This is a genomic window from Lentibacillus sp. L22 (genome assembly GCF_040812445.1).
GTDB lineage: Bacteria > Bacillota > Bacilli > Bacillales > Amphibacillaceae > Lentibacillus_C > Lentibacillus_C daqui.
This window is the reverse complement of the sequence record NZ_JBFNXI010000027.1, coordinates 17,574-43,708: the sequence shown is the minus strand read 5'-3', so window position 1 is coordinate 43,708 and position 26,135 is coordinate 17,574. Positions and strand designations below refer to the sequence as shown.

Below are 26,135 nucleotides of genomic sequence, written 5' to 3'. Positions count from 1 at the left end.
ATAAAATGCAAGAATCCTGCTAAAAAGTAATTAATTTTAAATAATTTAGATTAAACTGTTTTGATACCCCGCTTTAGAAACTATCCTTCTATTTGCGCCACAAGATTCGCCATCTCAATTGCTGCCACAGCGGCATCTGCACCTTTATTACCAGCCTTGGTCCCGGCACGTTCAATCGCTTGCTCAATCGTGTCCGTAGTTAAAATTCCAAAGATAATCGGTTTGCCCGTTTCCAATGACACATTTGCAACTCCCTTAGCCGCTTCATTACAAACATAATCAAAATGGGCTGTTGACCCTCGGATGACCGCTCCTAAAGTAATGACCGTATCATAATAATTCGAATCTGCCATTTTTTTTGCAACAAGCGGGATTTCAAAGGCACCGGGTACCCAGGCAATATCCATGTTTTCTTCCAAAACGCCATGCCGCTTTAACGTGCCGATCGCTCCATCTAATAGATTACCCGTAATAAATTCGTTAAAACGTGCAATCACGATCCCAACTTTTAACTCCGTACCAACCAGACTTCCTTCGTATGTGTTACCCATTCGTTTCATCCCTTCTACATATGTTTGATACTGCATCGAGCCACTTTTTTTATCCATGCAGGCCCAATAAGTGACCCATCTTTTCCTGTTTTGTCTGCATGTATTTTTCATTTTCCACACGACGGCCGGCTTGCAACGGGATTCTTGCTTCTACCTGAACCCCATGTGCCGCTAAACACCCCATCTTCTCCGGATTATTGGTTAGTAACTCGACCCGATGCACACCCAAATCCAGTAATATTTGTGCACTTACATCATAGTCACGTAAATCGGGGGGGAATCCAAGCTGCTCATTCGCTTCCACTGTATCCATCCCATTTTCCTGCAGTTTATAGGCCCGAAGTTTATTAAGCAGACCGATGCCCCGGCCTTCTTGTCGCATATAAACCAGAACGCCTTGCCCTGCTTCATTGATTTTGTCCAGTGCTTCATGGAGCTGGTTTCCGCAATCACAGCGAAAGGAACCGAACACATCGCCAGTCAAACATTCGGAATGGATTCGCGTTAAGATTGGCTGATCGCCGGAAATTTCCCCTTTTACCAACGCGATATGTTCTTTATCATCAAGATCGTTCGAATAACCAATCACCCGAAATTCACCAAAGTCAGTCGGAAGTGTCGCTTCAACTTCCCGTTTTACATGTTTTTCATGTTTTTTTCGATAGGTTATCAGATCAGCAATAGTAATGATTTTTAATCGGTGTTGCTCAGAGACCTTCATTAAGTCTGGCACACGAGCCATCGTTCCATCCTCTTTAATTACCTCACAAATCACACACGATGGAAATGCTCCACTCAGTTCAGCCAAATCAACAGATGCTTCGGTATGCCCTGTTCGCACCAACACTCCACCCTCCTTGGCAATCAGTGGAAAAACATGACCAGGTTGCTTGAAATCGGCAGCACTTGCATCCGGATGCAGTAATGCTTGAATCGTTTGTGACCGTTCTACTGCGCTTATCCCTGTTCTTGTATCCTTATGGTCAATGCTCACGGTAAACGCAGTACCAAACGGGTCCGTGTTTTGTTTCGCCATCATGGAAAGACCCAGCTGTTTCGCTAAATTTTCCCTCATCGTTGTACAAACGAGCCCTTTCGCATGGGTAATCATAAAATTAATCATTTGCGGTGTGGCTTTTTCAGATAATGCAACCAGATCGCCTTCATTCTCCCGGTTTTCATCATCGACAACAATAATTGGTTTCCCTTGTTTTAAATCGGCAATTGCCTCATCAATGGAATGAAACATGCTTCTCGCCCTCTTTCTTTATTTGTTGATTCCATATGTTTTGTACATATTTCGCCAGCATATCGAATTCCAAATTAACACGATCGCCCGGCTCTTTATTACCCAAAACCGTTGCAGAGACGGTATGAGGAATCAATGATAAGGTAACTACTCCATCTTCTACCGCAAAAATGGTTAAGCTAATGCCATCAACAGCAATAGATCCTTTCACAAGTACATAAGTCTCGAATTCCTTTGGGATGGCAATATCATAGTAAATTGCGTTCGCTTGTCGTTGCTTTCCAATTATTTTTCCCGTACCATCCACATGTCCGGAAACGAAATGTCCGCCTATCCGGCCATTCGCTGGCAGGGAACGCTCCAAATTAACGTGTGATCCTGATTCAAGATGTTTGAGCGAAGTTGATTTGATCGTTTCCGGCATCACATCGACTTGAAAATCAGTAGTGGTAAAATTTGTTACAGTCAGGCAAATGCCATTAACGGCAATACTATCACCAACCTGCATATTAGCCGTCACTTTTTCCGCCCCAATTGTTAGTTGAACCGCCTGATCAGTCACACGATCCATTCGCTTGATCCAGCCTTTTTCTTCAACAATTCCGGTAAACATCGTCATCATCCTTTCGTGGAACAGCAGTAATTTTGATATCCTGACCAATCGTTTCTACCTGTTTAATTTCCAACTGCAATGCATCTTTTAGTCTTGCAAATCCCATCCCGGCAAATGATATTGGCGCATCTGCACCGCCAATAAGCTGGGGCGCCATGTACAAAATGAATTGATTGATCCGTTTTGCTGTTAAAAATGAGCCATTAACGGCAGCGCCACCTTCCACCAATACAGACGAGATTTGCCTTTCTCCCAAATACCGCAGTACATCGTCAATATGTACCTGTTCACTTTCCATCGTAATGACTGTCACTTGATCATGATTGGCAAATTGTCCTATTCGCTCGCTGGTTACATCGTTTCCGGTAAAAATAAGTGTTTCTGCTTGTTGATCGGTAACCACATTGGCATCTAAAGGAGTTTTTAATGTCGTGTCCAAGATGATACGGATGGGATTATTCCCATTATTGCCAATTCTTGTGGTAAGACTCGGGTTGTCCGCCAATACCGTGTTGACACCAACAAGAATGGCATCATGATTATTCCGATACAAGTGTCCATCCCGGCGTGCTTCTTTCCCGGTAATCCATTTACTGTTACCAGTGACGGTCGCGGTTTTTCCATCTAAACTCGTGGCTGTTTTTAAGGTTACATAGGGCATCCCCGTAGTTATATAATGAAAAAACACCTGATTCACCTGCTCTGCTTCAGCTTGTAATACACCAACATCAACAGTTATTCCGGCCCGGCGCAGTTTCTCAATCCCGCTGCCGGAAACCTGTTGATTTGGATCCGCCACGGCAATAACGGTCCGGCTGATTCCTTTTTCAATAATGTAATCTGCACATGGCGGCGTCTTGCCCGTATGACTGCACGGCTCCAGTGTGACATAAATCGTCGCACCGTTTGTTTTTTCCCCAGCCATATCCAGTGCGTGGACTTCCGCATGGGCTTCACCCGCTTTCAGATGGGCACCAAAACCAACAATCGCTCCATCGTTGACCACCACCGCACCAACAGGCGGATTCGGGCTCGTTTGTCCGGTTACTGCTTTAGCAAGTTGCAATGCAAATTCCATATAATCTTTATCCTGCAAAATAACGACCTCCCCTTTTTTCAAATACAAAAAAGCCTCTGAAATCAGCTTCAGAGGCGTGTTAGGGTGAATTTTAAATAAACAAGCACATGAATCTATCATGGTATGCAAAAAATGGCAAATAGAGATCACTGGATATACCAATAACCCGCTTGCAAGCATCAACCATTTTCAATCATGCTTGTTATCTAAATTCCTTCTCCCATCCAGACTTTAACTGTCGGTTCTGGAGTTGCACCAGATCCACCGTTTGGTTTTGACAACCGTACGGGTCACGGACTTAAAGCATACGACTGCTTCTTACCGTCGGTCGGGAATTACACCCTGCCCCGAAGGAACTCGCAATATGAACTTGTATGTTATTTATAACGCAAATTTAGAGAAACTGCAAGTATTTTATATGACTGGATTTGGGAGAGGTCTAACTGGAATCGAGAGGAAGAGAAAACATCCATTCACAGTGATGCGTGAGGGAGATATTCCACACGCCGCAAAGGTTCCGTGCATGGTGTTCGTTTGCGAAGATATCCGCTACCCATATAGCAGGAATGGACATAAAAAAACACCCTATCTTTCAGCAAAATAGGGTGTTTTTGTATCTTATAATCCAAGACTTAGGTTATTTCACATTACGGATTTTGTTCACTTCATCGGCAACAAATTGTACACTTGTTCCAACGATGACCTGGATACTGTGTTTTCCTACGACGTGAATTCCCGGAACACCTGTAGACTTGATTCTATCTTGATCCACCTTATCCATATCATTTACTTCAACCCTTAGGCGAGTTGTACAATAATCAACAGCATCCACATTTTCATCGCCGCCAAGTCCTTCATAAATTTTGGCAGCCATGACAGCGTATTTGTCATCTCCGTCTGTTGAGGCAACATCCTTTTCCTCCGCTTCCTCTGCATCATCTTCGCGCCCTGGCGTTTTCAGATTAAATTTTGTGATCAAGAAACGGAACAAGAAATAGTAAATAACTGCAAAGACGAGTCCTTGAACAATGAGCATATACGGCTTGTTGGCGATTGAGTTCATAAAACTTAATGTATAATCAACAAATCCAGCGCTGAACCCAAAGCCTGATGTCCAATGAAATGTAGCTGCAATAAACAACGATAGTCCTGTTAAAAGGGCATGGACAACATACAATGCTGGAGCAAGGAACATAAACGAGAATTCAACCGGTTCAGTAACCCCGGTAAAGAAAGCTGCAAACGCCCCTGCCATCATCAAAGATGCAGCTTGTTTCTTACGCTTGGTTTTCGCAGTATGGTACATAGCCAACGCTGCAGCAGGCACACCAAACATCATGATTGGATAAAATCCTGCCTGATACATACCGGTAATGCCTTTTGTTCCCTCACTAGCCAGGAACTTGCCGATATCATTAATTCCCGCAACATCAAACCAGAATACCGAATTCAACGCATGGTGCAGACCGGTTGGAATTAATAGACGGTTAAAGAAACCATACAGACCGGCACCAACTGCTCCCAAACTACTGATAGCTTTACCAAACGCAACAAGCCAGCCGAATACAACCGGCCAAACAAAGAATAAAACCGCAGCCACCACAACCATCGCGGCTGCCGTCATAATTGGCGGGAGTCTCTTTCCACTGAAGAACGCTAACGCATCTGGCAGCTTGACACCACTAAATCGATTATACATCATGGCAGCAATGACCCCGGTTAAAATACCGATGAACACATTATCATTTTGTTCAAAGGCCGGGTTGACGTCCGCTACATCTTTTCCTAATAAATCTGCAACAGAATCAGTTGAAATCAAATTGGTGACTACCAAAAAACCGACCAGACCACTCAATGCGGCGGCACCATGTTTATCTTTGGACAATCCAATGGCAATACCGACTGCAAAAAGCATACCCAGGTTGTCTAAAATGGATGTACCTGCGTTCGACAGGAATGTACCAATGACGTTACCTTCCCAAAAACCTAAAATCCAGTTCCCGAGTCCGGCTAAAATAGCAGCTGCTGGCAAAACGGCAACCGGCAGCATGATTGACCGGCCCAGGCTCTGTAAAGCTTTCATCATAACTGTTTCCCCCTTGGAATTTCAATATAATCGCTTTCAAAAAATATATGATGGTAGTGTACTTTACATTCGTTGCATTCGTTCGATATGAAGTGTAATATAGCCAAGTTCATCTTCTGGTAAATGAATATCATGCTTTGCAGCCAAAACATCAGCAACTTTTTTTGCACATTGATAGGCAACCGGAAATTTACTTGTGATCATCTTCAGCATGTCCGCATCCATGACATGATACTGTTCCCCTTTGCCACGGTCCAGTGCAAACCGCAAATGATAAATTAAACGTTCATAGGCAATATCATTGGATTCCACGTTAATCCCCAATGTTTGGTCGATTGTTTCAATCATTTCTTTTAATATCGATGTCTGCCTGACAAGTTCATGAAGATTGCCATCCTGAAGTTTCATCGAATGAATATGCAAAGCGATAAATGCGGCCTCGTCTGGTGGCATTTCCACTTGCAGTTTATTTTTAATATGATCGATCGCCCAAAGCCCAATATGAAATTCCTTCTTATACAAGACTTTGATCTCCGGAAGTAATTTATTTTTGATCCGGATCCCTTGTTTCTCCCGGTCAAGGGCAAAAGAAATATGGTCGGTTAATCCAATAAGCACATGTTCGTTTAATTTTGTTCCCAGATATTTTTCAGCATAGTCAATAATATCCTCCGAAATGAGAAAATGTTTCTCAGGGATACGCATCAGCAGTTCCTGTAGTTTCTTATTTTCTTTTAACACAAACAGCTTTTCAATTTTAGCGGTATTGACCATATCTTTTTTATGCTTGTTATATCCGACACCACCACCGATTGCGATTGTTTCTTCGTCCCCATCCATTACGACGACGGCATTATTGTTCAGGATTTGCTTTATCCGCATTACCCCACCTCCCTTGGCAAGTGTGGTAACAAGCTAAAATAATTTTAGCTTGTTATTTTTCGGTTGACGTGATGATGACTGTTTCTCCTGCCGTACCTGTTTTAGCATCGGTCATTTGATATTCCCTTCCACTGTCTTGACTATTGGTAATAATAACAGGCGTAACGATGTTGTCAGCATGTTCCCGGATATATTCCAAATCAACTTCAAGTACTAACTGGCCAGTGGAAACCTTATCCCCCTCCTTCACTTTTGCCGTAAATCCTTCTCCTTTCAATCCGACTGTTTCCAAACCAACATGAACAAGGATTTCACTGCCATCTTCCGCCTTGATGCCAATCGCATGTTTAGTATCAGGAAATTGAATCACTGTTCCTGTGACAGGAGACATAATTTTTCCGTCTGACGGAATCAAAGCAATCCCATCACCCATCATTTTTTGGCTAAATACTGGGTCTGGCACTTCTTCTATCGGTATAATTTCACCATTCACCGGTGCCTTGATTTCGACATTTTCTGCTTGTTTCTTTTTCTTGAATAGATTAAAAGCCATGATTTATCGCTCCTTGTCCTTTTTCATGGTAGTATTTGTCTTTTTACGTGATTTTACACAGCAAAAAAGGCATAGAGGTATGAAAGGCACATTATATTGTTCCTCATTTACCACTATGCCTTATCGGATAAGTAACATGTGATCATTATTCTATTGATAGTTTTATAGTACCACCAGAGAAATAGAAATGCAATAATTATACACGTATGCCTCATATCCATGATAACTAGCAAAGATGGAAGAAACTAGCGGATTTTCCAATTTGAAAAGAGATTGTATTCTCTCGTTAACATTTATGAAATATTTCTTTGTTATACTAGCCAATATTAGACATGAATCTACTTTTGTCTACATAGAATTTTAATTTAGGAGGATAAATCTTGGCTACAAAAAATCGTATGATAAAAAAGACACTCGTTTCTACTACTTTGATGACTTCATTGGCACTCTCTCCAATGATGACAGGTAACGTTTTTGCACATGGTGCCCCGGAGGCAGATGCAAATGCTCCCTCAGCCGAAGTAGGTTCCAGTGAAAGTACAGGCGTTGGTGTTGCCATTCTTTCGCAAGGTGATCAGGGTCAGGAGGTAACCGACTTACAACAGAAACTACAGGAACAGGGTTATGACATAAATACGGACGGAGTTTATGGACCAAATACGCAACAAAAGATAATTGAATTCCAATATGACCAAGGTTGGGATGCCGATGGAGTTGTAGATACTCCAACATTGAACGCATTGAATAATGGATCGGCAGCAGGAGGAAATGCTACTGGTAATAGTAATGCACAAGTTGCTGAACCAGTTAACGTATCGGTACAATCTCAAACGGTTAATGCATCCGGTGCAAATTCCGGAGACTCTGTTTCTATCGCACAAAGCTTGGTAGGTACTCCTTATGTCTGGGGTGGCACAGATCCTAGTGGTTTTGACAGCAGTGGTTTCATTAACTATGTGTTTAAACAACAAGGTATTTCACTCAGCAGAACGCATGCAGGTATGTGGGCAAATGACGGTGTACAAGTAGACAACCCACAACCGGGAGATGTTGTTTTCTTTGAAGGAACATATGGTAGTGGCGTTTCACACAGTGGTATCTATCTTGGAAATCACCAAATGATTCACGCTGGGACAGAAGCAACTGGTGTTGAGGTTACCTCATCTGATTCATGGGATTATTATTGGGGTAAACATTACATTGGTGCTAAACGGTTTTAACTAAGGTTTATAATAAGTCATTGTAAAACTATCACATGCTACTAAATATAATCGTAAGCTGCTCTAAAAAGTCTATCAATCTTTTTTAGAGCAGCTTTTTTTACACAAATCTTGTTCTTATTTGCAGATAACACCGTACAATTTTTTAGGTGAATTGTTTCGGTGCCTTTCCTGAATTTTGCTAGACTATAAGTAAATACATATAAAGGAGCACATACATAATGAATCTATCCAAAGGAAAATTCAATGGCATTACTGATGTCCAAGGAGTCAAAGTTGGCCATGTCACTTTATATGAAAAAATTGATGAACAAAATACTATTTGCACTGGGGTGACGGCCATTCTACCCCATGGTGGCAATCTATTTACCAAGAAAACCCGGGCGGCGAGTGCGGTGATTAATGGGTATGGCAAAACGGCCGGGCTTGTACAATTAGATGAACTCGGGTTACTGGAGTCACCAATTATGCTCACCAATACGTTTAGCGTTGGAGCTGTAATGCAAGGCACATTGCAATATATGCTGGAAACGAATAAGGAGATTGGCGATTCTACCAGTTCGATTAATATCGTTGTTGGAGAATGCAATGATAGCTATCTTAATTCAATGCGACTGCAAGCGGTGGAGCCAGAGCATGCAATTCAAGCGATTAAAGACGCGACAACAGGGCCAGTCGAACAAGGTGCGATCGGCGCCGGAAAAGGGATGGTTTGTTTTGGCTATAAAGGCGGAATTGGTACCGCATCAAGGATCGTCCGTGCTGGTGATGATAGCTATACTGTCGGCTGCCTGGTGCTCAGTAATTTTGGCAAACGGGAAGATGCCCTGTTCGCCAACTGGGATAACAAAAACATCGATACACCCGATGGTTCGATCATGATGATTATTGCTACTGATGCCCCACTTTATGATCGGCAATTAAAACGGTTGGCCAAACGCTGTGCCGCTGGACTGGGACGAACCGGCAGTATGATCGCTAATGGCAGCGGAGATATCGCGATTGCCTTTTCAACTGCCAATACATACATGCATGAAAGCGATCAGCATACAGAAACACTAACCCATATTCGCGATGACCATCCAGTGATGAATCACCTTTTTCAAGCAGTGGTAGAGGCAACCGAGGAAGCTGTGGTCCATTCGCTCAAATATGCAGAGACAACGGTAGGCAGAAAGGGGCGTGTGGTAGAGAAAGCTCCTTTTTAGTCAGATGAAAAGAGCAGCTATAAAAACATGCTGCTCTTTTTTGGATTGCTTATCGGTCTTTTTGTATAGTTCCCATCCATCACGTACGTCAGAATCAGTTAGAACCTGATATACTATATTAAACAGTCTCCTTCCACTTTCTTGAATTAACACATAGTTTTGTGTTTATTAGATAAAACGATGATATCTTAATGAAATATAATCCTCACTTTGAATGTTTCCATAACTCTCTTTTTCATATTTAAAGGTAAATCCTTTTGCTTCATAAAAGGGAATGCCTTTTTTGTTTCCTTTTGTTACAGAGACCCATTGCTCAGTGGCTCCCAAATCTTTTTGTTGCTTGGTAATAGCTTCAAGAATCATTGTGCCTATGCCTTCATTTCTTCGGTTGGGATTAAGATACAGTACAAATAGTTCACCAGTATTTTTTCCGATCATGCCACCTCCACCAGCCCCAATAACTTCTCCATCTTCCAAAGCCACTACGTAACCACCCCATTCTCGACCTGTACAGGTAATTTCATTTGTGATTCTTTCAATGTTATAAAACTCTTTAATAATCCTATTTATATATTCTTTTGGACGTAAATCAATATATGTTGCCCAATATCCATCTGTACATACTTTTGCAATTCCATCTATGTGTCGTTCATCTGCTTTTTTAACTTGAATTACTGATTCCATCACTTACCTCCGACCTTCAGAATTTTTATCAGTATTCTATACGCAATATCGCAATATTCTTTTACATGGCTTGATTAAGGAATATCTTTATTGCAAACAACTTTATTGTCACTTAACAAATGATTTGGCGGCATAGTCAGAGGAGTGTTCTTTCAAATAATTGTTTGTTTTGACTCCAGCCAACATAAACCCGCCGAAAATCATTGCTGAAAAGATATACCCACTAATTTTCCGATAGATCAACACCTGATCATATCCGTCCACACCAAATTTGTAAATCAGCCATGCCTTTAGTGTGTTTTGAAAGACCCCTTGAAGAACAAACAATAAGGTTACCAATTGATACCATTGGAAAAGTCCTTTTTTGGAAAATAAGGTCAAACTATCTTTGCGGCGAAACCCTTGCAAATAGGCCCAATCCACTGCAAAGTAAAGTCCCAGTGGCTTTCTTACCATCATTGACAATAGAAAAACAAATGCAAATCCATAGCCCAGATAGACTTGATTCCAAAGCATGTTTTCCGCGTTTCCCGATAAGAGATCAACAGTTGTTCCGATTAAAAGCGATCCAATAATGAATAGCCCTGCGATATTAAACTGCCGCTCCTTGGCAAAGCGGTAAACCGTATAGATGAATCCAGGAACTGTGGAAAGCAACATCGCCCAGTAATCACCAGTCAAATCACGGCCGTACCTCCAAATCAGAAACGGGATGGCCCCATAGCAAACTAAGTCAAGAATAATTAGTTTTTTATTCATAAATTCCCACCGCCGTTCTGTTCCTGGAATAAATGTTCACAGGCCTTGTTAATGAATGCCACCACTTCTTCATCAAAGTGATAGAATCCAAGGTTTTCTTCATCGTTCACCTGCCACACTTTATGGGCCAATTCCCGATCATCATCGAACATCTCATAGGCTAGATCCAGCCATCTTTTTGCCAGTTCCTGTGCCTTTGGAGATGCTGGGTCTGTGCCAAGAATGTTTCGAATGTCCTTCACGATATGGATCCATTTATTTATTTGTTCGATATCCTGTCCAACCTCTGGTAACCGTGCGATTTTATCCAGTTCTCCTTTTGTAAAATGACGATCCCATTTTTCGGCCATTTCTTGGGCGCTGACTTGGTTTGAGGAAACATAATCAACAAAATACTCCCAATCCTCCGTCCCTTCTAGTTCCATCATTTGAATTAAAAAATGGATTCTTTCTTTTGCCTTATCCAGACGCTGCTGCTCCAATTCAATTATATGCAAACGCATGGACAGCAAATCTTTCGGAGACTGCACTTGTTTTTCCATCATTTCATGGATTGTTTCCAGTGAAAAGCCAAGCTCCTTTAGCATAACGATAATCTGCAGTTTTGCCGCCGCTTCCGAGTTATAATAACGCTTACCAGCGCGATCCACACTATTTGGTGGCAGCAGCCCAATTTGATCGTAGTACCTCAACGTTCTGACCGTTATATCAGCCGTTTTTGCTAATTGACCAATTGAATACATACGACATCCCCCGTTACGTCTTTTCCTTTATTATACTGGATGACGTAACGTAAGGCGCAAGGGTTTTCTTAAATTTCTAATAGTTTTTTTGCCATTTTTAGAAAAGAGAACCTACAAGGCCGTAGATTCCTTTCCTTTACTTTACTTTCTTCCAAAACGACTTTGGCATTGCCGCTTCAAACCGCAGAAATTCCCCTGTCGATGGATGCCCAAACGCTAGTACTTTTGCATGCAGTCCCAGCCGTCCAATTGCATTTCCGGTTGACCCATATTTTTTATCGCCAACAACTGGATGGCTGATATCTTGCATATGCACGCGAATTTGATTTTTCCGTCCGGTTTCAAGCTGGACTTCCAGCAAAGAAAAATCCTTATTCGTCTTCATCACCTTGTAATGGGTTACTGCACGCTGTCCACCGTTTTTATTCGGACTGGAGTACATCAGGTGGGTACGGCTTTCCTTTAACCATGAGGTAATCGTCCCCTTAGGCTTTTCTACTTCCCCTTCCACCAGCGCAACATAAGTCCGTTCTTTGACACTATCCTTCCAGTTCGTTTGCAGGTTACGCTTTACCTTTTCACTTTTCGCAAACATCATCACACCAGATGTATCTTTATCCAAGCGGTGAACAACAAAAATACGATTCTGCGGATTATCTTGACGTACATAATCCATCAACTGATGATGTGCCGTTCGCGTCTTTTCCTTTTTGTCAGTGATCGACAGCAGCCCTGCATCCTTATTAATCACGATAATATCGTTATCCTCGTACAGAATCGACAAGCCAATGAATTCACTCTGTTTTACCGCCGTTTTATTTTTCAAGATCGTAACCGTTTGCCCTGATCGCAATGGATAGTTGTGTTTCGTTTCGACATGATCATTAACTGATACTTGTCCACGGGTGAGCATTGATTTCACGGAATTACGGCTGCGGTTGGATAACACTTTCAATAAAAATGGTAATAGCTCTGACTGTTCCTTGACCTTATATTCAAATGTTTTCTGTTCATTTTTACCATGCTTATGTTTAGGCTTCATGCTTTTCCCTCTAATCTTCATCTTTCACATCTATATCTTCCGGGATTGGTTCGCTTAGATATTCTTCAATCATCTTTTTGTACTTTTCCACTTGTTCAAAATAAGTCGTGAATTGGGTATTGTTAATCAGATATTGTTCGCCATCATGTACGGAATGAATCCGACCCTGTAAAACAAACGCCCTCACTCGCTGCTCATCAAGTGATAAATATTCTGCGGTTTCTTTTATGGTGAGATACACGGGAATGGTCCTTTCTGACTGGGTTTGTCGTTACCATTATAACCCGCTGTTCCCATTACAACCAGTGTGAAATACCATATATGATTTTCTGGCCGAATCCACCAAGTCCAGAAACACATTTGCGATTACTAAAGAATAGTGATCATGTCGTTCTGGCCATTGATGAACAACTGAATCAGGTTATTGGCTTTATTACTGCGATTAGCGACCATGTTCTTTCCGCCTATATTCCGCTACTTGAGGTGCTGCCTTCCTATCAAAGTCATGGGATCGGCAAGGAATTGGTTACACGAATACTAAATGAGCTGGATGACATTTGTATGATTGACCTGATGTGTGATGAGGATCTGCAACCATTTTATGAAAAAGTTAATATGATGAAATCGACTGGAATGATATTACGCAACTATCGGCAACAATCTGGTAAAGGATAAGGTTTGCCCGTGAAATGAGGAATATGCAACATTTATTGGAAAATGGATCGGGGCTGAGGTAAAAGTGAATCGCCGATAAAGTGCTGAAATCGCCGTAAAATAGTGAAAACCGCTGCCAAAAGCGCCGTTAAATTTCTACACTTTTTTAGCAGACAAGTGAACAAGGCACTGGCAGAAACAGCGATAGTTACTTTTAGTAGTCACGGAAATCGTTACCCTCCACTTAAATCGGTAAAGACCACGATAAAAAGTTCACCCGATCGGTTTCGTTCCTAACCCGATGATAGTCTGGCATCACTACACCACTCTATTTTTTTACTGTTCATACAGCACATCACGATAAGCCTGTGTATTCTTCAGCTTACCTTTCGCATAGGAACATTCAGGAATAAGTTTTTTATCTTCTTCCCTGGCATATTTCACCATTTGTTCAACCAATTGTTGCCCCACACCTTCCCCACGTAATTCATCGGAAACATAGGTGTAGTCAACAATCAGATTACCGTCATCAGCAGGCTTATAGGTGATTACTGCCAACGGATCTTTTTCATTTTCACCGACATAAAACTTGTTTTCCCCTTTTTTAATGGCAACCATCTTCATTCTCCTTTTTAAAAATCATAACCTTAGCTTTAACAACATGGCTTTTTGACATGCATGAAATGAAGTGAACCCTTCATACATACTTTCCACCAAAAAAACTTAATCTAAACAGGAAAGGAGTGAGATCAATGCCCAGAGAAACGGCAAATACCGGTGTAAATCCTGCACCCCATTTTGATGGCAGGCGGGAATCGGTTATTAACGATCAATCAGGTAGTGCACAAATGGGCGTGCGCGGTGACTTTGAAAATACTAAAAATGCCCATTATGTAAACAAGCTAAAGGATAAGGAAGAAGACAACACACAAAAAGGTTGATAAAAAACCAGGGGAAACGATATGCCTCCTCTGGTTTTTTGTTTCAATCCTATCTACGCCAGCTTTTACGATCCCGGAATGGTCACGACAATCATCAATAAAAACAGGATTGTTAAATAACTTAACGAGTAAATAAAATTTTTATGTGCCCATTGCCAGTCATCCTTGGCGGTAAACCCTCGGATCCCAAGGATAAGCCAGCCAATATTTAAAATCGAGGCAATAACCATAAAGATTGTCCCTAGCGATGCCAATAAAAATGGTAACGGTAATAGACAGGCAATATAGACAACCATCTGCCGTTTCGTAAACGCAAATCCGTGTACAACTGGTAACATCGCCACGTTGGCCGCTTTATATTCATCGTATTTTTTAATGGCAATCGAAAAGGTATGGGGAATTTGCCAAATAAATAAGACAAAAAATAGTACAATTGGGACAACATGGTATGCTGGTTCAATCGCTGCCCAGCCGATTAATGGCGTAACCGCACCGGAAACACTGCCGATCACCGTGTTTAATGTATATTTGCGTTTGGACCACATCGTATACAAAACTACATAGACGAACCAGCCAATAAATGCGTAAATGGCTGCTTCAAGCGTGGTAAACAACAAGATGACCATCCCAACGACTGACAATGCAATCCCCAATTTCAGTACGGCCTTTAGTGAAAAATTCCCTGTTACTGTCGGCCGGTTTTTCGTTCTGGCCATAACCGTATCAATATCCACGTCATACCAATTGTTCAGAACCAATGCGCCAGCCATCACAGCCATACTACCAACGATGGTCAGGATAAATACACCCCAGTTATCAGCAAACGATGCACCTGTAAAGTGTAGTGCCAGCCAAAATCCGGTAAATACCGGCAACACATTTGAAATTAACACAATGGCTTTAAACAACTCTTTTATGTCAGAAATGATTGATTTTGAATTCGTTAACCCTTTACTATTCACAGCCTTTTGTGATGAAAGGGTCCCCACTTTGTCCATTCCATTTCCTCCTTGAACGTGGAATTCATCCAAAAATTTTAGTGATATATTCCTATTGTAATGCTTTTAAGGAATTTATTTAAGTATAAAGAACTTGTGATAATAGTGGGAATATGGTGTATAGTTTGTGGCGTTTGCACGGAAGCATCGAAATCCCTTTACCTACCAGTGATTCATCTTGGTATCAAGATAATACATGAAAGCGTGCGTGAAAAATATGTTGTCCAGCCACTTCACCACAATTTCAACCGATAAGATGCATTATTTAACCGTTAAAGAAGTTGAAGCGATCAATCAATATATCATCTTAAAATATTCACCAAATGAACCAATCGGGTTGAAAGACCGTTCAATGCTCGAATCATCTGTTTACCGTCCTCAACAGTCGGCATTTGGAAAAGATGTATACCCAACGATTGAAACAAAGGCAGCTGCCCTTTTTGAATCATTGGCACAAAATCGTCCGTTTCACAATGCCAATAAGAAGACGGCATTTGCATCACTCACTCAATTTCTTTACTACAATGTTTTTGATTTTGAAATGCTGAATCAATGGGCACAAGCAGATTTTACCGTTGATGTCGTTAACCATAAAAACGATTTTGTGCAAATAGCTTCGACCATTAAGGAATATTCATTCCAGTTATAAATGGAAATCCTCGAAATTGGGGATTCTTTTTTATACGGATTTTATTTATTCAGAAGGTAGGACAACAAATTTCCGATTTCACCGATCATATTATTGCGTTTTTTTCATACTATTCACTCAAATGCTAATCGTCTAATAGATAATCGTCCAACCATAATTCTATTTCATCCATGTTCTCATCTTCTTCAAAATCATTGTTATCGATTTCCAATGTGTTTAGAAAGTCGACAAATGTTTCCGAAACAAGGTATATATTGTCCCAATATAAATCAATATTTTCTACACCGGCTACATCACCAATCATCAATCTGGCTTCAAGTTCATTTTCGTGATTCCAAAAATAAATCTTACCGTAGGATGTTCCATTTACGCCTATACAGATCAGGTTCCCTCCTGGACATTCGCCAACAGGAATTAAGTTGCCAGGAATTCGATTTTTATAATCATCTATTTGCTGATTTATATTGTTTTCACTCATTAATCCGTAAAACCCATCGAAATATTGATTACCGTCCTCTGTTGCTGTAGGTGGTGGCTCCAACGGTTTAAAAATTATATTCTTTTCAAAAAAGGTTTCACCGTACCACCTTAGAAACTGCTTATAATCATCCGGTATTATTATGTCGTATTTTTTTCAATAGTTATTAAACGTTCATTTTTTAATGCATCGGAATAAGATGTAGGTGAATCAACACCTAATTTTGATAAAGCTGTTTTTATTTGATTTCCATTGTTACTCAATTTAGTAACCTCCTCTTAGATCTGACGCGGATCCTATATGCGGTATTTTTGCCAACTGTCTTGGTGATTGTTCCCACAACTTTGTCCCAACCACCGATACGGCCACATTCCCCAACGCATATGTTACCCAATGCGAACGGCTCTCTGTATCACCATTGAACATATCACGTTTATATGACCCAGCTATAGCATGACTCAAGGATTTTGCGGTCATTTTTGGGTCAATCTCCATATTTGCCGTTGACTCGTCGGTGTCAAACGGTTGCATGACCGTGTTACCTAGACCAACTAACGTATCTTTTCCAAAATACCATTCGCCAATTACTACGTCTTTTCCCGCGTGGTATGGACATTTTCCAAACTTTACGGCGCCATCTTTTATCTTGATCCATATACCTGTTTCTTCTTCCCCTACAACAGGCTATCCGTACACTTCTTTTAAAATAACAGGAAGCGTTGTCAATTTTAGCGCCGATAACCCATTAAACGTTGTAATTGAATAATCGGAGGCAAAATTACTTGCCATCTCGTTTATGTATTGATTCAACAGCTCCAGGTTTTCTCCGACTTCACTTAATAACTTTGCTTTGTTCGTGATCCAGTTCATACAGCAATTCCAGATTGTTCTTCACTTTATTTTTCTCATATTTACTATGTCATGTTCGTATTAAAAACTATCTTCATCCTTGCGCGTAATAAGCCCTCTACATACCTTCTTTTAAAGGTGAAAAAACTGAAAGGCATTAGGCCAATCAGGGTTTTAATAATTGTTTACTCCATCCCGTTTAATTTTGTTGACCATAATTCTATAATCGTTTCAAGTTCATTTGTTTCAATGGTGCATTCTTCATCTTCTTCATCGCTATAATTATCAATTATTTTTGTAATGTGTCGTCGTATTTCTAACGTACAATTATTACCTGTACATTCTTCAAAATTCGAGTCACCATTTAGGACTTTGTGTATTAATTTCAACCAAGGTTGACTATTACTTTGAATATCACCCATTAATAGAATTGCAACAGGGGCAATGACATCTGGCACATCTACTTCTAAACCTCTGTCGCTCTCCTTAATAATAACTTCATATTTCATGTTTACACTCCTTAGTAGATTGGATATGCTGTTTTAATTTTATCATGAGGGTCCAGTCTCATTTGTATCTTCATGCCATTGGATAACGTACCTTCATATGGGAGATTAATTAAGTAATTCTTCTTCATGGCAGTTGCCCCGGAAAATCCCATCATCTATTTCCCTTTTCCGCCGAGATCATTAAAAACATCGGTCTTCGGTTCTCATCTTTCATTTCGGGATTACTTTTTAACATGTCTTCGGAAGGAAATGATTCCTTAACTGCATTTATCATGAAACCACTATTAATTAAGTCATTGATATATGTGGAAACTGTACGATGGTACTTGATAACAGACTCATTCAAGAATGTTGTTTCACGCAACCCCTCTATTTGATAGTTATCAACTGGCCAATGCAGGCGATTCCCCAGCTTGTCACAGTACCAATCTTGTTCATTGCGGGAGGTGAAAATTGGATGTTCAACGGAGAAAACGAAACTTCCACCCGGCTTTAAACAAGCATATACTTTTTCACAGATTGATGGAAACGATTGAATATAGTGAAAAGCCAACGAACTAATTACCACATCAAATTGCGAGTTTGCAAAATCGATGTCTTCAATCGGCGCTCTTATATAGGAAATGGAAGGATCATTCGTCATTTCGCAAGCCCTTTGAATCATTTTTTCGGATATATCTACACCTGTTACAGAGCTTGCTTGCTGCTCGCGGGCATATCGGCAATGCCAGCCAAAACCGCAACCCAGATCAAGTACAGTTTTATTTTTCAAATTCGGTATTAACGCTTTCAGTATATGCCATTCTCCAGCACCTTCCAGCCCTTTTACCGATCGTGGCATCTGTTCATACGCAGAAAAGAAATTTGGATCATCATATTTATTTTGTTTCAATTGTTAACACAACCCCTCACTAAAACAACCATCCTAAAATTAACATTAAAAAATCATGTAAACGTTAACCACTATTTCATACATTATAAAAGACCCTTTGAACAATGTGAAATTTAAACGTATTGCAATTTCATTTCAAAATCAAGAGTATAAAATGCGTGTATTTGAGCCCTATCACTCTATGCGTTATAATAATGTTCAGAATCAACATTTGATTTTTGATTTGGTTTGGTAATCCGGACTAATGATTAAATCAGAGGATACAATTTTACATAGAATACAAGGTTTACAACAAGATCAAACTTGAGGAGGTTTTTATATGAACCAACCAACAATCGCTGTAACTGGAATTGGGACAGTATCACCATATGGCGTTGGACTTTCAACATTTTGGGAAAATTTAATCGCCAATCATTCGGCGGTAAACAGGGTCGAGGATGACCAATTACGTAAATGGTCTCCAGTAGGGGCTCGTGTTCCTGATTTTGACCCATTGAATTTTCTCCCAAAAAGACTTGCCAAAAATACAGATCGTTTTACTCAACTTTCCCTTGTTGCGGCAAAAGAAGCATTAACAGATGCACAACTTTTAAAAAGTGATGGGGAGACGCTTGTACCTGAAGTTGATCCTGACCGAATCGGAACAGCAATTGGCACAGCATTTGGCGGTATTCAATCCCTTGAAGCTGGTTCTGAAAAATTAGCAACCGGAAGCGCCAAACGGGTTGGTCCACGGATGATTTCCAAGGCTATTCCCAATGCAGCATCGAGTACAATTTCTATGCAATATGGCTTCCACGGACCATCTGTGACCTACGTGACCGCCTGTGCAGCTTCGGCGAATTCTATTGGTGAGTCCACTTTCTGGTTCTTTCGTGATGACGTTGATTTCGTATTGGCGGGTGGGGCCGACAGTTTATGGTCAAATGTCTTCTTATCAGGATTGCGTGATGCTGGTGCATTAGCTACAAAAGGGCCGGATGATCCAACCACATGGTCACGCCCATTCGATGCCAATCGGACTGGGATGGTAATGGGGGAAGGATCGGCATTGTTTGTGCTTGAACCACTTGAACGTGCCAAAGCGCGTGGCGCACATATTTATGCCATTTTAAAAGGTTATGGCGCATCAAACGACGCCTATCATGATACTGCGCCAGATCCAGAAGGTTACAGTGCAGCATTAGCTATTAAACGGGCACTTCGCTCAGCACAATTAACAGCGGATGACATTAATTATGTAAATGCTCATGCAACCTCAACGCCTGCTGGTGATATTGCCGAAACAAAGGCATTACGATCCATATTTGGCGAAAAATTGGATACCATTCCTGTTAGCTCGATTAAAGGAGGCATCGGTCACTTACTTGGTGCTGCAGGTGCGATAGAAAGTGTCGCATCCATTAAAGCCCTGGAAACAGGAATTATTCCCGCTACATTACATTGTGAAACACGTGATGAGGAGGCGCCGCTTGATATTGTACCAAATACAAGCCGTAAACAGCGTATTACCACAGCAATGAGTAATTCGTTTGGATTTGGCGGCCAAAATGGAATTTTAATCTGGCAGGCTCCCTAATTTTTAGCGATGTTAGCTCTGATTGTTATCAATTACTGTCAAGGTGGAGGAAGATATGATGCAAAGAAATCAACAAACAACAATCCCTACCGTTCAGGAAAGACGGCAGGCTCTGGAATCGCAATTTCCTGTCTGGGAAAAACATACTATTGCCACCCATTTTAAAAGTCAATGTCAATTGTATCAGGAACGCCCGCTGATCATAATGCCGGATGATGTTGTTACTTATGGAGAAATGTGGAACCGGTCATTTTTATATGCTAAAGCATTCATGAAAGTGGGGGTCAAACGTGGGGATCATGTTGCTATCCTGATGGCCAATGACCCCGATTATATTGCTTTATTTATTGCGACTTCCATGGTTGGAGCGGTAGCAGTTCCATTAAACACACAGCTTCGGGATGAGGAACTAAACTACATGATTCGCCAATCAGATACGAATTGGCTTATTTTACATCAATCAGCAAGTAAACAAAACCATGCAGCAATCATAAGCAAGATTGTCGAAAACCTTAAAGCAGAGCCTGACAGTCGTTTGCAGCGTGCTATTTGTATACCAAATGCCAACGAACCCATTCCAAATGGCTTTATAGATTGGTCGAGTTTTATTTCTGAAGCGGACAAGGTTTCAGATGATGCAGTCCTTAAACGGTGGAAAGAAACAGATGACCCCGATGAATGCGCCGCGATTATTTATACATCAGGCTCAACAGGGTTGCCAAAAGGAGTTATGCTAACGGATGATATGATGTTACGTTCAGGGTTTGCTACTTGTTTGAGCCGGGCTTATGAAGATGGAAGACGTATTTTTGCCCCCTTACCTTTTTATCATGTCTATTTTCTCCAAGAGGGGCTTTTCGCTGTTTCGTTTGTTGGCGGGGCAATGGTTACCTGTCTAGGGTTCTCACCATTACAATCCTTTGAGTTGATGGAGAAGTATCGTGTCAACGACTTTCTCGCTGTTCCATCCATGCTTGTTGCCATGTTGAACCGACCCGAACGAAAAACGTTTCAACTCGAGTCTTTATTTGCCCTTTTATGTTGTGCCGCACCTTCACCGGTACCACTTTGGAAGCGTGCTGTCGAGGAATTGAAGGTCGAGGAAATTGGTACAGGATGTGGTGGAACTGAGGCTTCATCAACCACCATGCTAACTGAAATCGGTGATCCACTAGACATCATTTCAACCAAAGTCGGCAAAGTCAAATTGGCTGGTGTGGCAGGTCATCCAGAGTTTGGGGATGCAAGTGTGGAATATAAGGTGATTGACCCGGATACTGGAGCAGACTTACCAGCAGGATCAGTAGGTGAACTTGCAGTAAGAGGGAATGTTGTCACACATGGATACTACAAAAAGCCTGACGAAACCGCCTTTGCAATCGATCAGGATGGCTTTCTTCGTAGTGGGGATTTGGGTCAAATTGACGAACAAGGGTACATTCAGCTCTTGGGCAGGAGTAAGGATCTTTACAAAGTGTCTGGTGAAACGGTTGCTCCAAAAGAAATTGAAGATGTCATTTCGCTGCATGCTGCAGTTAACCAAGTATATATTGTTGGTGTCCCCGATCAACTTACAACAGAAACCGGTGCAGCCTTTATTGAATTGAAGCAGGGTGTTCCCTGTACAAAGCGGGAAATCAGAGAATGGTGCAGGAAACGCGTTGCCCGCTTTAAAGTCCCGCGTTATATTTGGTTTGTTACCGCAAATGACTGGCCGTTAACAGGAACAGGGAAGATTCAAAAATTCAAGCTGCAGGAGATTGCTGAGGAGAGATTGTCCAAACACGGTTAGGCCCGGGATTTTCATAAGGAATAAATCTCAATGAAAAGACTTTTAAAAGGTGATGTTTTAAAGCACATCACCTTTTATTGTTCGCAGAATGCCATATGCGCACCTATTGTTGAATGAAGAATTAACTCGTGCATGCTAGCGTTTCCTACTATAGGATGACGAGCTTGGGTATGCTTCCGGATCAACTTTATACCTGTCTCGATCAACTTTTATGTGTTCCTGATCAACTTTCCCCTCCGCTCGATCAACTTTTGCGTGTTCTCGATCAACTTTCCTCTACTCTCGATTAACTATGCATGGTAAATAGCACACTTTTAAAGCGGTCATTCCTACTTGTATTCTCTTGTAAACCTGGACTTCCATTTTAGCATATGAATGTAAAATGGGGAGGTGAGATGTTGAAAAAGGTGTTAACCGGACTTTTTTCATTTGTTTTTGTGTTCTTATTAGCAGGCTGTTTTAGTGATCCCATTCAGGACGACATACTTAGTTACTCAAATGAAGAAATGACTAAGGCACATGAGCTAGAAGATACTGCTGTTTCTGCCTACAACGAGGTTACCGGACAAAACTACACGGATGATGAGACGATGTATGCAACATTGGTCGATGATGTCATTCCTACTTACAATGAATTCATTAGTGAGTTAAACAATACACACGTTGAAACCGATGAACTTAGGGAGATCCATGAGCTCATTATTCAGGGAGCGGATACACAATACAATGCATTTGTCAAAATTGCGCATGCCCTGGAAGATCAGGATGCGGATGCGATTGAAGAGGCAAATGGCATGTTGGATGATGCCAAAAAGAATTTTCGCGACTACCAACATCAACTCGATAAACTGGCAAAAGAACATGATGTTGAATGGAAGGAAGAAAAATAATAACCTTTCCATCCCCACATTAAAACATTCTAATAAAACAAGTATGAGGCGGGAGTGCATATTACCACCTTCTGAGCCCTTGGTTTCCCCATGGTATAAAGAGCAATCAAACTAATAATTGTTTATCGAAAATAGGGTTCAGATTCTAGCACACTCCCCTACACACTTCTTCAAAAAATAATGTCATGCATGTCCATTCTGCTGCGCTGCTTTTCTCCTGTCCATCATTTTAAATATCAACTTCACCAATGGCGGGACAGCAAAATAAATAAAAAAAGTGCGAAACAGTTGATAGCCGGAAACCATCGACAAATCCGCATGAATCTCATGGGCAATGATTCCCATTTGATCCATACCCCCGGGAGCCAGGCTTAACAAGGCCGTTGCATTCGATACTGGATGAATTTTTGTTAATACGACACTCAAAACCAACGATCCCAGTAAAAGCATCAACCCGCTGCCAATCGCCAAACCAATTGTCCGCATTTTCCGCTGGATTTGATCGGTTTGCAGCATCAAGCCAACATGCATACCGATCATCAACTGTGACATATTAATAAGAACCGGTGGTAAATGCGGTCCCTCTATACCAAATGCCTGAAGAATGGCTGTACCAATTGCAGGCCCCAACAAGAAGGACGTTGGAAAGTGTATTTTATTTCCTACAAAAGTTAGTACAATACTTACTACTGCGAACAAAAGCAAACCGGGAAATAAACCGCTCCAACTCGCAGTCACTGTATTGACCGCAGTCGATGCGTTTCCTGCAGCTCCGTCGTTATACACTGGTAATGTAACCAGCAGCGGCATCATGATAATAATCATCATCAGCCGAATCACCTGTGTGACCGTCACCACTGCCAAGTTAATGCCTTCTGTTTCCTCTGCCAGCATAATTACCTGTGTCAGCCCACCCGGAATACTACCTAACAGCGTTGTATTATAGTCACTATCAGAAAGTTTCGATACGACATATGCAATCCCCGAACAAAAAAGTAACAAGATCACTGTCATACTCAGCATGGTAGGCAATTGAAGCGCCATGGCATGCAAAGCGACTGGTGTCATCGATAAACCGATCGTATAGCCAACAATCATCATACCTGCATCGCGAATACCAGTTGGCCAAAAATAATGTTGCTTCAATACATTGGTACCGATGAGCCCCGCCACCATTGGCCCAAGCAACCACGGAACCGGGATATGGAGCAATTTAAAAAGCGCACCGCCAATAACAGCGGTTATCAGCGTTAGGATGAAATGTTTTATTTTAATAGAATCATGATGTTGCATATGTTCCAACCTCCCTTTGGCAAAAAAATGATGCCGGCTGAACAACAAGCCCGCATATTGGGAGTTTTAAAAACCAATATATCCATTTTACCGCTGAGTGGTGGGAAGGACAAGGAAATCGTTTATCATTTCCGGTCTTGACAGCTCTTTTCAAACGCTGTATCCTAACATGCTGTATGCTAATTTAATGATATCTTTAAATCTCACATACAAACAAAACGCTACCGAATATAAAAAAGATGGGCAGTGTTTTGGGTTGTGAGATTTTTTTATTGTTTTATAGGATTACGATAAGCTGAAAACTAGGAGGATTAACTTTTGAAGAAATTAAGTAAGCATGATCAAGCAATGGATAAACCAGTATTATTTGTTAGTGGAGGTGCCTTGCTTGCTTTTGTGATTCTGGCATGGATCAATCAAGAGTTAGTAACGAATCTGGTGAACTATCTGTTTGACTTTTCCGCGAAATATTTTGGATCCATATACCAGGTGCTGATGATGGGAACATTTCTTATCGCCTTATTTTTGGGGTTTTCAAAATTTGGACGGATACGATTGGGAAAACTGGATCGACCGGAAATCGGCTATTTTAAATGGATTTCTATGATTATATGTACATTACTTGCAGCAGGTGGCGTATTTTGGGCTGCTGCTGAACCATTGAGTCACTTTATAACAGTACCACCTCATTTCTCTGGTATTGATGCTGGTAGTAAAGAAGCCGTCTCCCCAGCGTTGGCTTCCAGTTTTGTCGATTGGGGATTTCTTGCCTGGGCTATTCTTGGGACCCTTGGCACATTTGTCTTGATGTACGCCCACTATCACCGCGGGGCACCTTTAAAACCAAGAGCATTGCTTTATCCAATTTTCGGTGAAAAAATTATGCAAAAAAGCGCACTTGGAACGTTTATTGATGCCTTTTCCATTGTTTCCGTGGCTGCTGGAACGATCGGGCCAATCGGATTTCTAGGGTTGCAAGCAAGCTATGGATTGAGTACCTTGTTTGGAATGCCTAACAATATTTATATGCAAATGTTAATCATTGTTGTAGTCGTAGTGGCAGCCGGAGTATCTGCAGCAACCGGGATTCATAAAGGGATTCAAATTTTAAGTAGTTATAATGCTATTCTGGCAGTCATTCTTATGGCAGCAGTCCTGATATTAGGTCCGGCACTATTTATCTTTGATTCGTATCTGGAGTCATTCGGTCTATATATACAAAATTTTTTCCGACTGAATACCTTCCGCAGTGATGAAGCATGGCTTGGTAGCTGGACGGTCTTCTTCTTTGCCTGGTTTATTGGCTATGGGCCGATGATGGCCATGTTTGTTAGTCGGATCTCCCGTGGGCGGACCATCCGGGAAATCGTTACAGCAGTCGCAGTCATTGCCCCAATTATAACAACGTTTTGGTTCACTGTTGTTGGTGGAGCAGGAATTTTTGGAGAGATCACACACCCCGGTTCGATATCCGAAGCATTAAATAGTGATGGTCCACCTGCAGCAATGATAGCTATTGCAGATCAATTGCCGTTTGGAACCATACTAGGATTTTTATTCCTGTTAGCAACGATTGTCTTTGTCTTAACCACGACTGATTCCATCTCACTGACGATTTCAATGGCAATTACTGGAAACGGTGATCCTTCTAAAACGATGCGTGTATTTTGGGCACTGATTATGGGTCTTGTCGCAACTGTATTATTAACCATCGGCGAGGATAGTATTGACTCGCTGCAATCCTTTATTGTCGTGACGGCAGTGCCGGTATCCCTGTTAATGCTGACCACTTTCTGGACCGCCCCACATGTATGCCGGGAACTTGCCAAGGAACAGTTGGACACGGAAGAAGCGGAGAGTCATGCTGTTCACGAAAAGGCGCAATAGGATAAGCATCCCGTTTATTTCGGGAGCATTGAAAAAGCGGGGGCTCAATCCATTTG

At 41.4% G+C, this 26,135-nt stretch carries 30 protein-coding genes and 1 riboswitch; of the genes, 9 read left to right on the top strand and 21 right to left on the bottom strand.

Annotation, left to right across the window (positions count from 1 at the left end; translation table 11 throughout):
* Positions 1 to 80: 80 nt before the first annotated feature.
* The 7 genes from ribH to ABRT01_RS12210 all read right to left on the bottom strand — a co-directional run bounded on the left by ribH (position 81) and on the right by ABRT01_RS12210 (position 7,012).
* A complete protein-coding gene (gene ribH / locus ABRT01_RS12240; RefSeq protein ID WP_269412603.1) occupies positions 81 to 551 on the bottom strand; it encodes a 6,7-dimethyl-8-ribityllumazine synthase in 471 nt (156 codons plus the stop codon).
* Positions 552 to 600: 49 nt separating this feature from the next.
* Positions 601 to 1,800: a bifunctional 3,4-dihydroxy-2-butanone-4-phosphate synthase/GTP cyclohydrolase II gene (locus ABRT01_RS12235; protein WP_269410143.1), complete on the bottom strand. Its 1,200-nt coding sequence runs from the start codon at positions 1,798 to 1,800 to the stop codon at positions 601 to 603.
* The gene (gene ribE, locus ABRT01_RS12230; protein ID WP_367747483.1) at positions 1,784 to 2,413 is read right to left on the bottom strand and encodes a riboflavin synthase; all 630 of its coding nucleotides are present in this window, start codon (positions 2,411 to 2,413) and stop codon (positions 1,784 to 1,786) included. The genes ABRT01_RS12235 and ribE overlap by 17 nt, the downstream gene beginning before the upstream one ends.
* Entirely contained in the window at positions 2,394 to 3,509 is a 1,116-nt protein-coding gene (gene ribD / locus ABRT01_RS12225) for a bifunctional diaminohydroxyphosphoribosylaminopyrimidine deaminase/5-amino-6-(5-phosphoribosylamino)uracil reductase RibD (RefSeq protein WP_269410144.1), read from the bottom strand. The genes ribE and ribD overlap by 20 nt, the downstream gene beginning before the upstream one ends.
* A 190-nt stretch (positions 3,510 to 3,699) precedes the next feature.
* Positions 3,700 to 3,850, bottom strand: a riboswitch (FMN riboswitch).
* 278 nt (positions 3,851 to 4,128) lie between these two features.
* Complete coding sequence (gene nagE, locus ABRT01_RS12220; protein ID WP_269410145.1) at positions 4,129 to 5,577, bottom strand: N-acetylglucosamine-specific PTS transporter subunit IIBC; 1,449 nt, start codon at positions 5,575 to 5,577, stop codon at positions 4,129 to 4,131.
* 63 nt (positions 5,578 to 5,640) lie between these two features.
* On the bottom strand, positions 5,641 to 6,459 hold the full coding sequence (locus tag ABRT01_RS12215; protein ID WP_269410146.1) for a PRD domain-containing protein: 819 nt from the start codon (positions 6,457 to 6,459) through the stop codon (positions 5,641 to 5,643).
* A gap of 52 nt (positions 6,460 to 6,511) precedes the next feature.
* A complete protein-coding gene (locus tag ABRT01_RS12210; protein ID WP_269410147.1) occupies positions 6,512 to 7,012 on the bottom strand; it encodes a PTS sugar transporter subunit IIA in 501 nt (166 codons plus the stop codon).
* Positions 7,013 to 7,392: 380 nt separating this feature from the next.
* On the opposite strand from ABRT01_RS12210, the gene ABRT01_RS12205 reads away from it, so the two are divergent.
* Together ABRT01_RS12205 and ABRT01_RS12200 are read left to right on the top strand one after the other, a co-directional pair.
* The gene (locus ABRT01_RS12205; protein ID WP_269410148.1) at positions 7,393 to 8,232 is read left to right on the top strand and encodes a C40 family peptidase; all 840 of its coding nucleotides are present in this window, start codon (positions 7,393 to 7,395) and stop codon (positions 8,230 to 8,232) included.
* 221 nt (positions 8,233 to 8,453) lie between these two features.
* Entirely contained in the window at positions 8,454 to 9,440 is a 987-nt protein-coding gene (locus tag ABRT01_RS12200) for a DmpA family aminopeptidase (RefSeq protein WP_269410149.1), read from the top strand.
* 168 nt (positions 9,441 to 9,608) lie between these two features.
* Here ABRT01_RS12200 and ABRT01_RS12195 read toward each other — a convergent pair whose 3' ends face one another.
* The 5 genes from ABRT01_RS12195 to ABRT01_RS12175 all read right to left on the bottom strand — a co-directional run bounded on the left by ABRT01_RS12195 (position 9,609) and on the right by ABRT01_RS12175 (position 12,909).
* A complete protein-coding gene (locus ABRT01_RS12195) occupies positions 9,609 to 10,124 on the bottom strand; it encodes a GNAT family N-acetyltransferase (protein ID WP_269410150.1) in 516 nt (171 codons plus the stop codon).
* A 108-nt stretch (positions 10,125 to 10,232) separates the two neighbouring features.
* Positions 10,233 to 10,883: a VC0807 family protein gene (locus ABRT01_RS12190; RefSeq protein ID WP_269410151.1), complete on the bottom strand. Its 651-nt coding sequence runs from the start codon at positions 10,881 to 10,883 to the stop codon at positions 10,233 to 10,235.
* The gene (locus ABRT01_RS12185; RefSeq protein ID WP_269410152.1) at positions 10,880 to 11,626 is read right to left on the bottom strand and encodes a MerR family transcriptional regulator; all 747 of its coding nucleotides are present in this window, start codon (positions 11,624 to 11,626) and stop codon (positions 10,880 to 10,882) included. Before ABRT01_RS12185 ends, ABRT01_RS12190 begins: the two co-directional genes overlap by 4 nt.
* 136 nt (positions 11,627 to 11,762) lie before the next feature.
* Complete coding sequence (locus tag ABRT01_RS12180; protein WP_269410153.1) at positions 11,763 to 12,668, bottom strand: RluA family pseudouridine synthase; 906 nt, start codon at positions 12,666 to 12,668, stop codon at positions 11,763 to 11,765.
* A gap of 10 nt (positions 12,669 to 12,678) precedes the next feature.
* Complete coding sequence (locus tag ABRT01_RS12175) at positions 12,679 to 12,909, bottom strand: helix-turn-helix domain-containing protein (protein ID WP_269410154.1); 231 nt, start codon at positions 12,907 to 12,909, stop codon at positions 12,679 to 12,681.
* An 80-nt stretch (positions 12,910 to 12,989) separates the two neighbouring features.
* Here ABRT01_RS12175 and ABRT01_RS12170 point away from each other — a divergent pair, with 80 nt between their 5' ends.
* The gene (locus ABRT01_RS12170; protein WP_269410155.1) at positions 12,990 to 13,343 is read left to right on the top strand and encodes a GNAT family N-acetyltransferase; all 354 of its coding nucleotides are present in this window, start codon (positions 12,990 to 12,992) and stop codon (positions 13,341 to 13,343) included.
* A 315-nt stretch (positions 13,344 to 13,658) separates the two neighbouring features.
* Here ABRT01_RS12170 and ABRT01_RS12165 read toward each other — a convergent pair whose 3' ends face one another.
* Positions 13,659 to 13,940, bottom strand: coding sequence for a GNAT family N-acetyltransferase (locus ABRT01_RS12165; RefSeq protein WP_269410156.1), 282 nt, complete (start codon positions 13,938 to 13,940; stop codon positions 13,659 to 13,661).
* 134 nt (positions 13,941 to 14,074) lie between these two features.
* Between ABRT01_RS12165 and ABRT01_RS12160 the strand changes: the two genes are divergently transcribed.
* Entirely contained in the window at positions 14,075 to 14,263 is a 189-nt protein-coding gene (locus ABRT01_RS12160; protein ID WP_269410157.1) for a hypothetical protein, read from the top strand.
* Positions 14,264 to 14,328: 65 nt separating this feature from the next.
* Here the strand turns inward: ABRT01_RS12160 and cyoE are convergent, their stop codons facing one another.
* Complete coding sequence (cyoE, locus tag ABRT01_RS12155) at positions 14,329 to 15,261, bottom strand: heme o synthase (protein WP_269410158.1); 933 nt, start codon at positions 15,259 to 15,261, stop codon at positions 14,329 to 14,331.
* Between the two features lie 256 nt (positions 15,262 to 15,517).
* Between cyoE and ABRT01_RS12150 the strand changes: the two genes are divergently transcribed.
* Positions 15,518 to 15,910: a type II toxin-antitoxin system death-on-curing family toxin gene (locus tag ABRT01_RS12150; protein ID WP_269410159.1), complete on the top strand. Its 393-nt coding sequence runs from the start codon at positions 15,518 to 15,520 to the stop codon at positions 15,908 to 15,910.
* A 124-nt stretch (positions 15,911 to 16,034) separates the two neighbouring features.
* On the opposite strand, the gene ABRT01_RS12145 is transcribed toward ABRT01_RS12150, so the two are convergent.
* The 6 genes from ABRT01_RS12145 to ABRT01_RS12120 form a co-directional block, all read right to left on the bottom strand.
* Entirely contained in the window at positions 16,035 to 16,526 is a 492-nt protein-coding gene (locus ABRT01_RS12145; RefSeq protein WP_367747491.1) for an SMI1/KNR4 family protein, read from the bottom strand.
* A 2-nt stretch (positions 16,527 to 16,528) separates the two neighbouring features.
* On the bottom strand, positions 16,529 to 16,651 hold the full coding sequence (locus tag ABRT01_RS12140) for a hypothetical protein (protein WP_269410160.1): 123 nt from the start codon (positions 16,649 to 16,651) through the stop codon (positions 16,529 to 16,531).
* Position 16,652: 1 nt separating this feature from the next.
* Positions 16,653 to 16,919 (bottom strand): hypothetical protein, encoded by a 267-nt coding sequence (locus ABRT01_RS12135; RefSeq protein WP_367747469.1) that lies wholly within the window; start codon positions 16,917 to 16,919, stop codon positions 16,653 to 16,655.
* A 153-nt stretch (positions 16,920 to 17,072) separates the two neighbouring features.
* Positions 17,073 to 17,258 carry a hypothetical protein gene (locus ABRT01_RS12130; RefSeq protein ID WP_367747466.1) on the bottom strand — a complete coding sequence of 62 codons (186 nt, stop codon included), beginning with the start codon at positions 17,256 to 17,258 and terminating at the stop codon, positions 17,073 to 17,075.
* 164 nt (positions 17,259 to 17,422) lie between these two features.
* Positions 17,423 to 17,746, bottom strand: coding sequence for a hypothetical protein (locus ABRT01_RS12125; protein WP_269410162.1), 324 nt, complete (start codon positions 17,744 to 17,746; stop codon positions 17,423 to 17,425).
* 151 nt (positions 17,747 to 17,897) lie between these two features.
* Positions 17,898 to 18,638, bottom strand: coding sequence for a class I SAM-dependent methyltransferase (locus ABRT01_RS12120; protein WP_367747463.1), 741 nt, complete (start codon positions 18,636 to 18,638; stop codon positions 17,898 to 17,900).
* 319 nt (positions 18,639 to 18,957) lie between these two features.
* Here ABRT01_RS12120 and ABRT01_RS12115 point away from each other — a divergent pair, with 319 nt between their 5' ends.
* The 3 genes from ABRT01_RS12115 (at position 18,958) to ABRT01_RS12105 (ending at position 22,899) form a co-directional block, all read left to right on the top strand.
* Entirely contained in the window at positions 18,958 to 20,217 is a 1,260-nt protein-coding gene (locus ABRT01_RS12115) for a beta-ketoacyl-[acyl-carrier-protein] synthase family protein (protein ID WP_367747460.1), read from the top strand.
* 58 nt (positions 20,218 to 20,275) lie between these two features.
* Complete coding sequence (locus tag ABRT01_RS12110; protein ID WP_367747457.1) at positions 20,276 to 22,009, top strand: class I adenylate-forming enzyme family protein; 1,734 nt, start codon at positions 20,276 to 20,278, stop codon at positions 22,007 to 22,009.
* A 395-nt stretch (positions 22,010 to 22,404) separates the two neighbouring features.
* Complete coding sequence (locus ABRT01_RS12105; RefSeq protein WP_483308155.1) at positions 22,405 to 22,899, top strand: hypothetical protein; 495 nt, start codon at positions 22,405 to 22,407, stop codon at positions 22,897 to 22,899.
* Between the two features lie 183 nt (positions 22,900 to 23,082).
* Here the strand turns inward: ABRT01_RS12105 and ABRT01_RS12100 are convergent, their stop codons facing one another.
* Positions 23,083 to 24,192 carry an AbrB family transcriptional regulator gene (locus ABRT01_RS12100; protein ID WP_367747455.1) on the bottom strand — a complete coding sequence of 370 codons (1,110 nt, stop codon included), beginning with the start codon at positions 24,190 to 24,192 and terminating at the stop codon, positions 23,083 to 23,085.
* Between the two features lie 348 nt (positions 24,193 to 24,540).
* Here ABRT01_RS12100 and ABRT01_RS12095 point away from each other — a divergent pair, with 348 nt between their 5' ends.
* Positions 24,541 to 26,079 (top strand): BCCT family transporter, encoded by a 1,539-nt coding sequence (locus tag ABRT01_RS12095; RefSeq protein WP_483308156.1) that lies wholly within the window; start codon positions 24,541 to 24,543, stop codon positions 26,077 to 26,079.
* Positions 26,080 to 26,135: the final 56 nt, after the last annotated feature.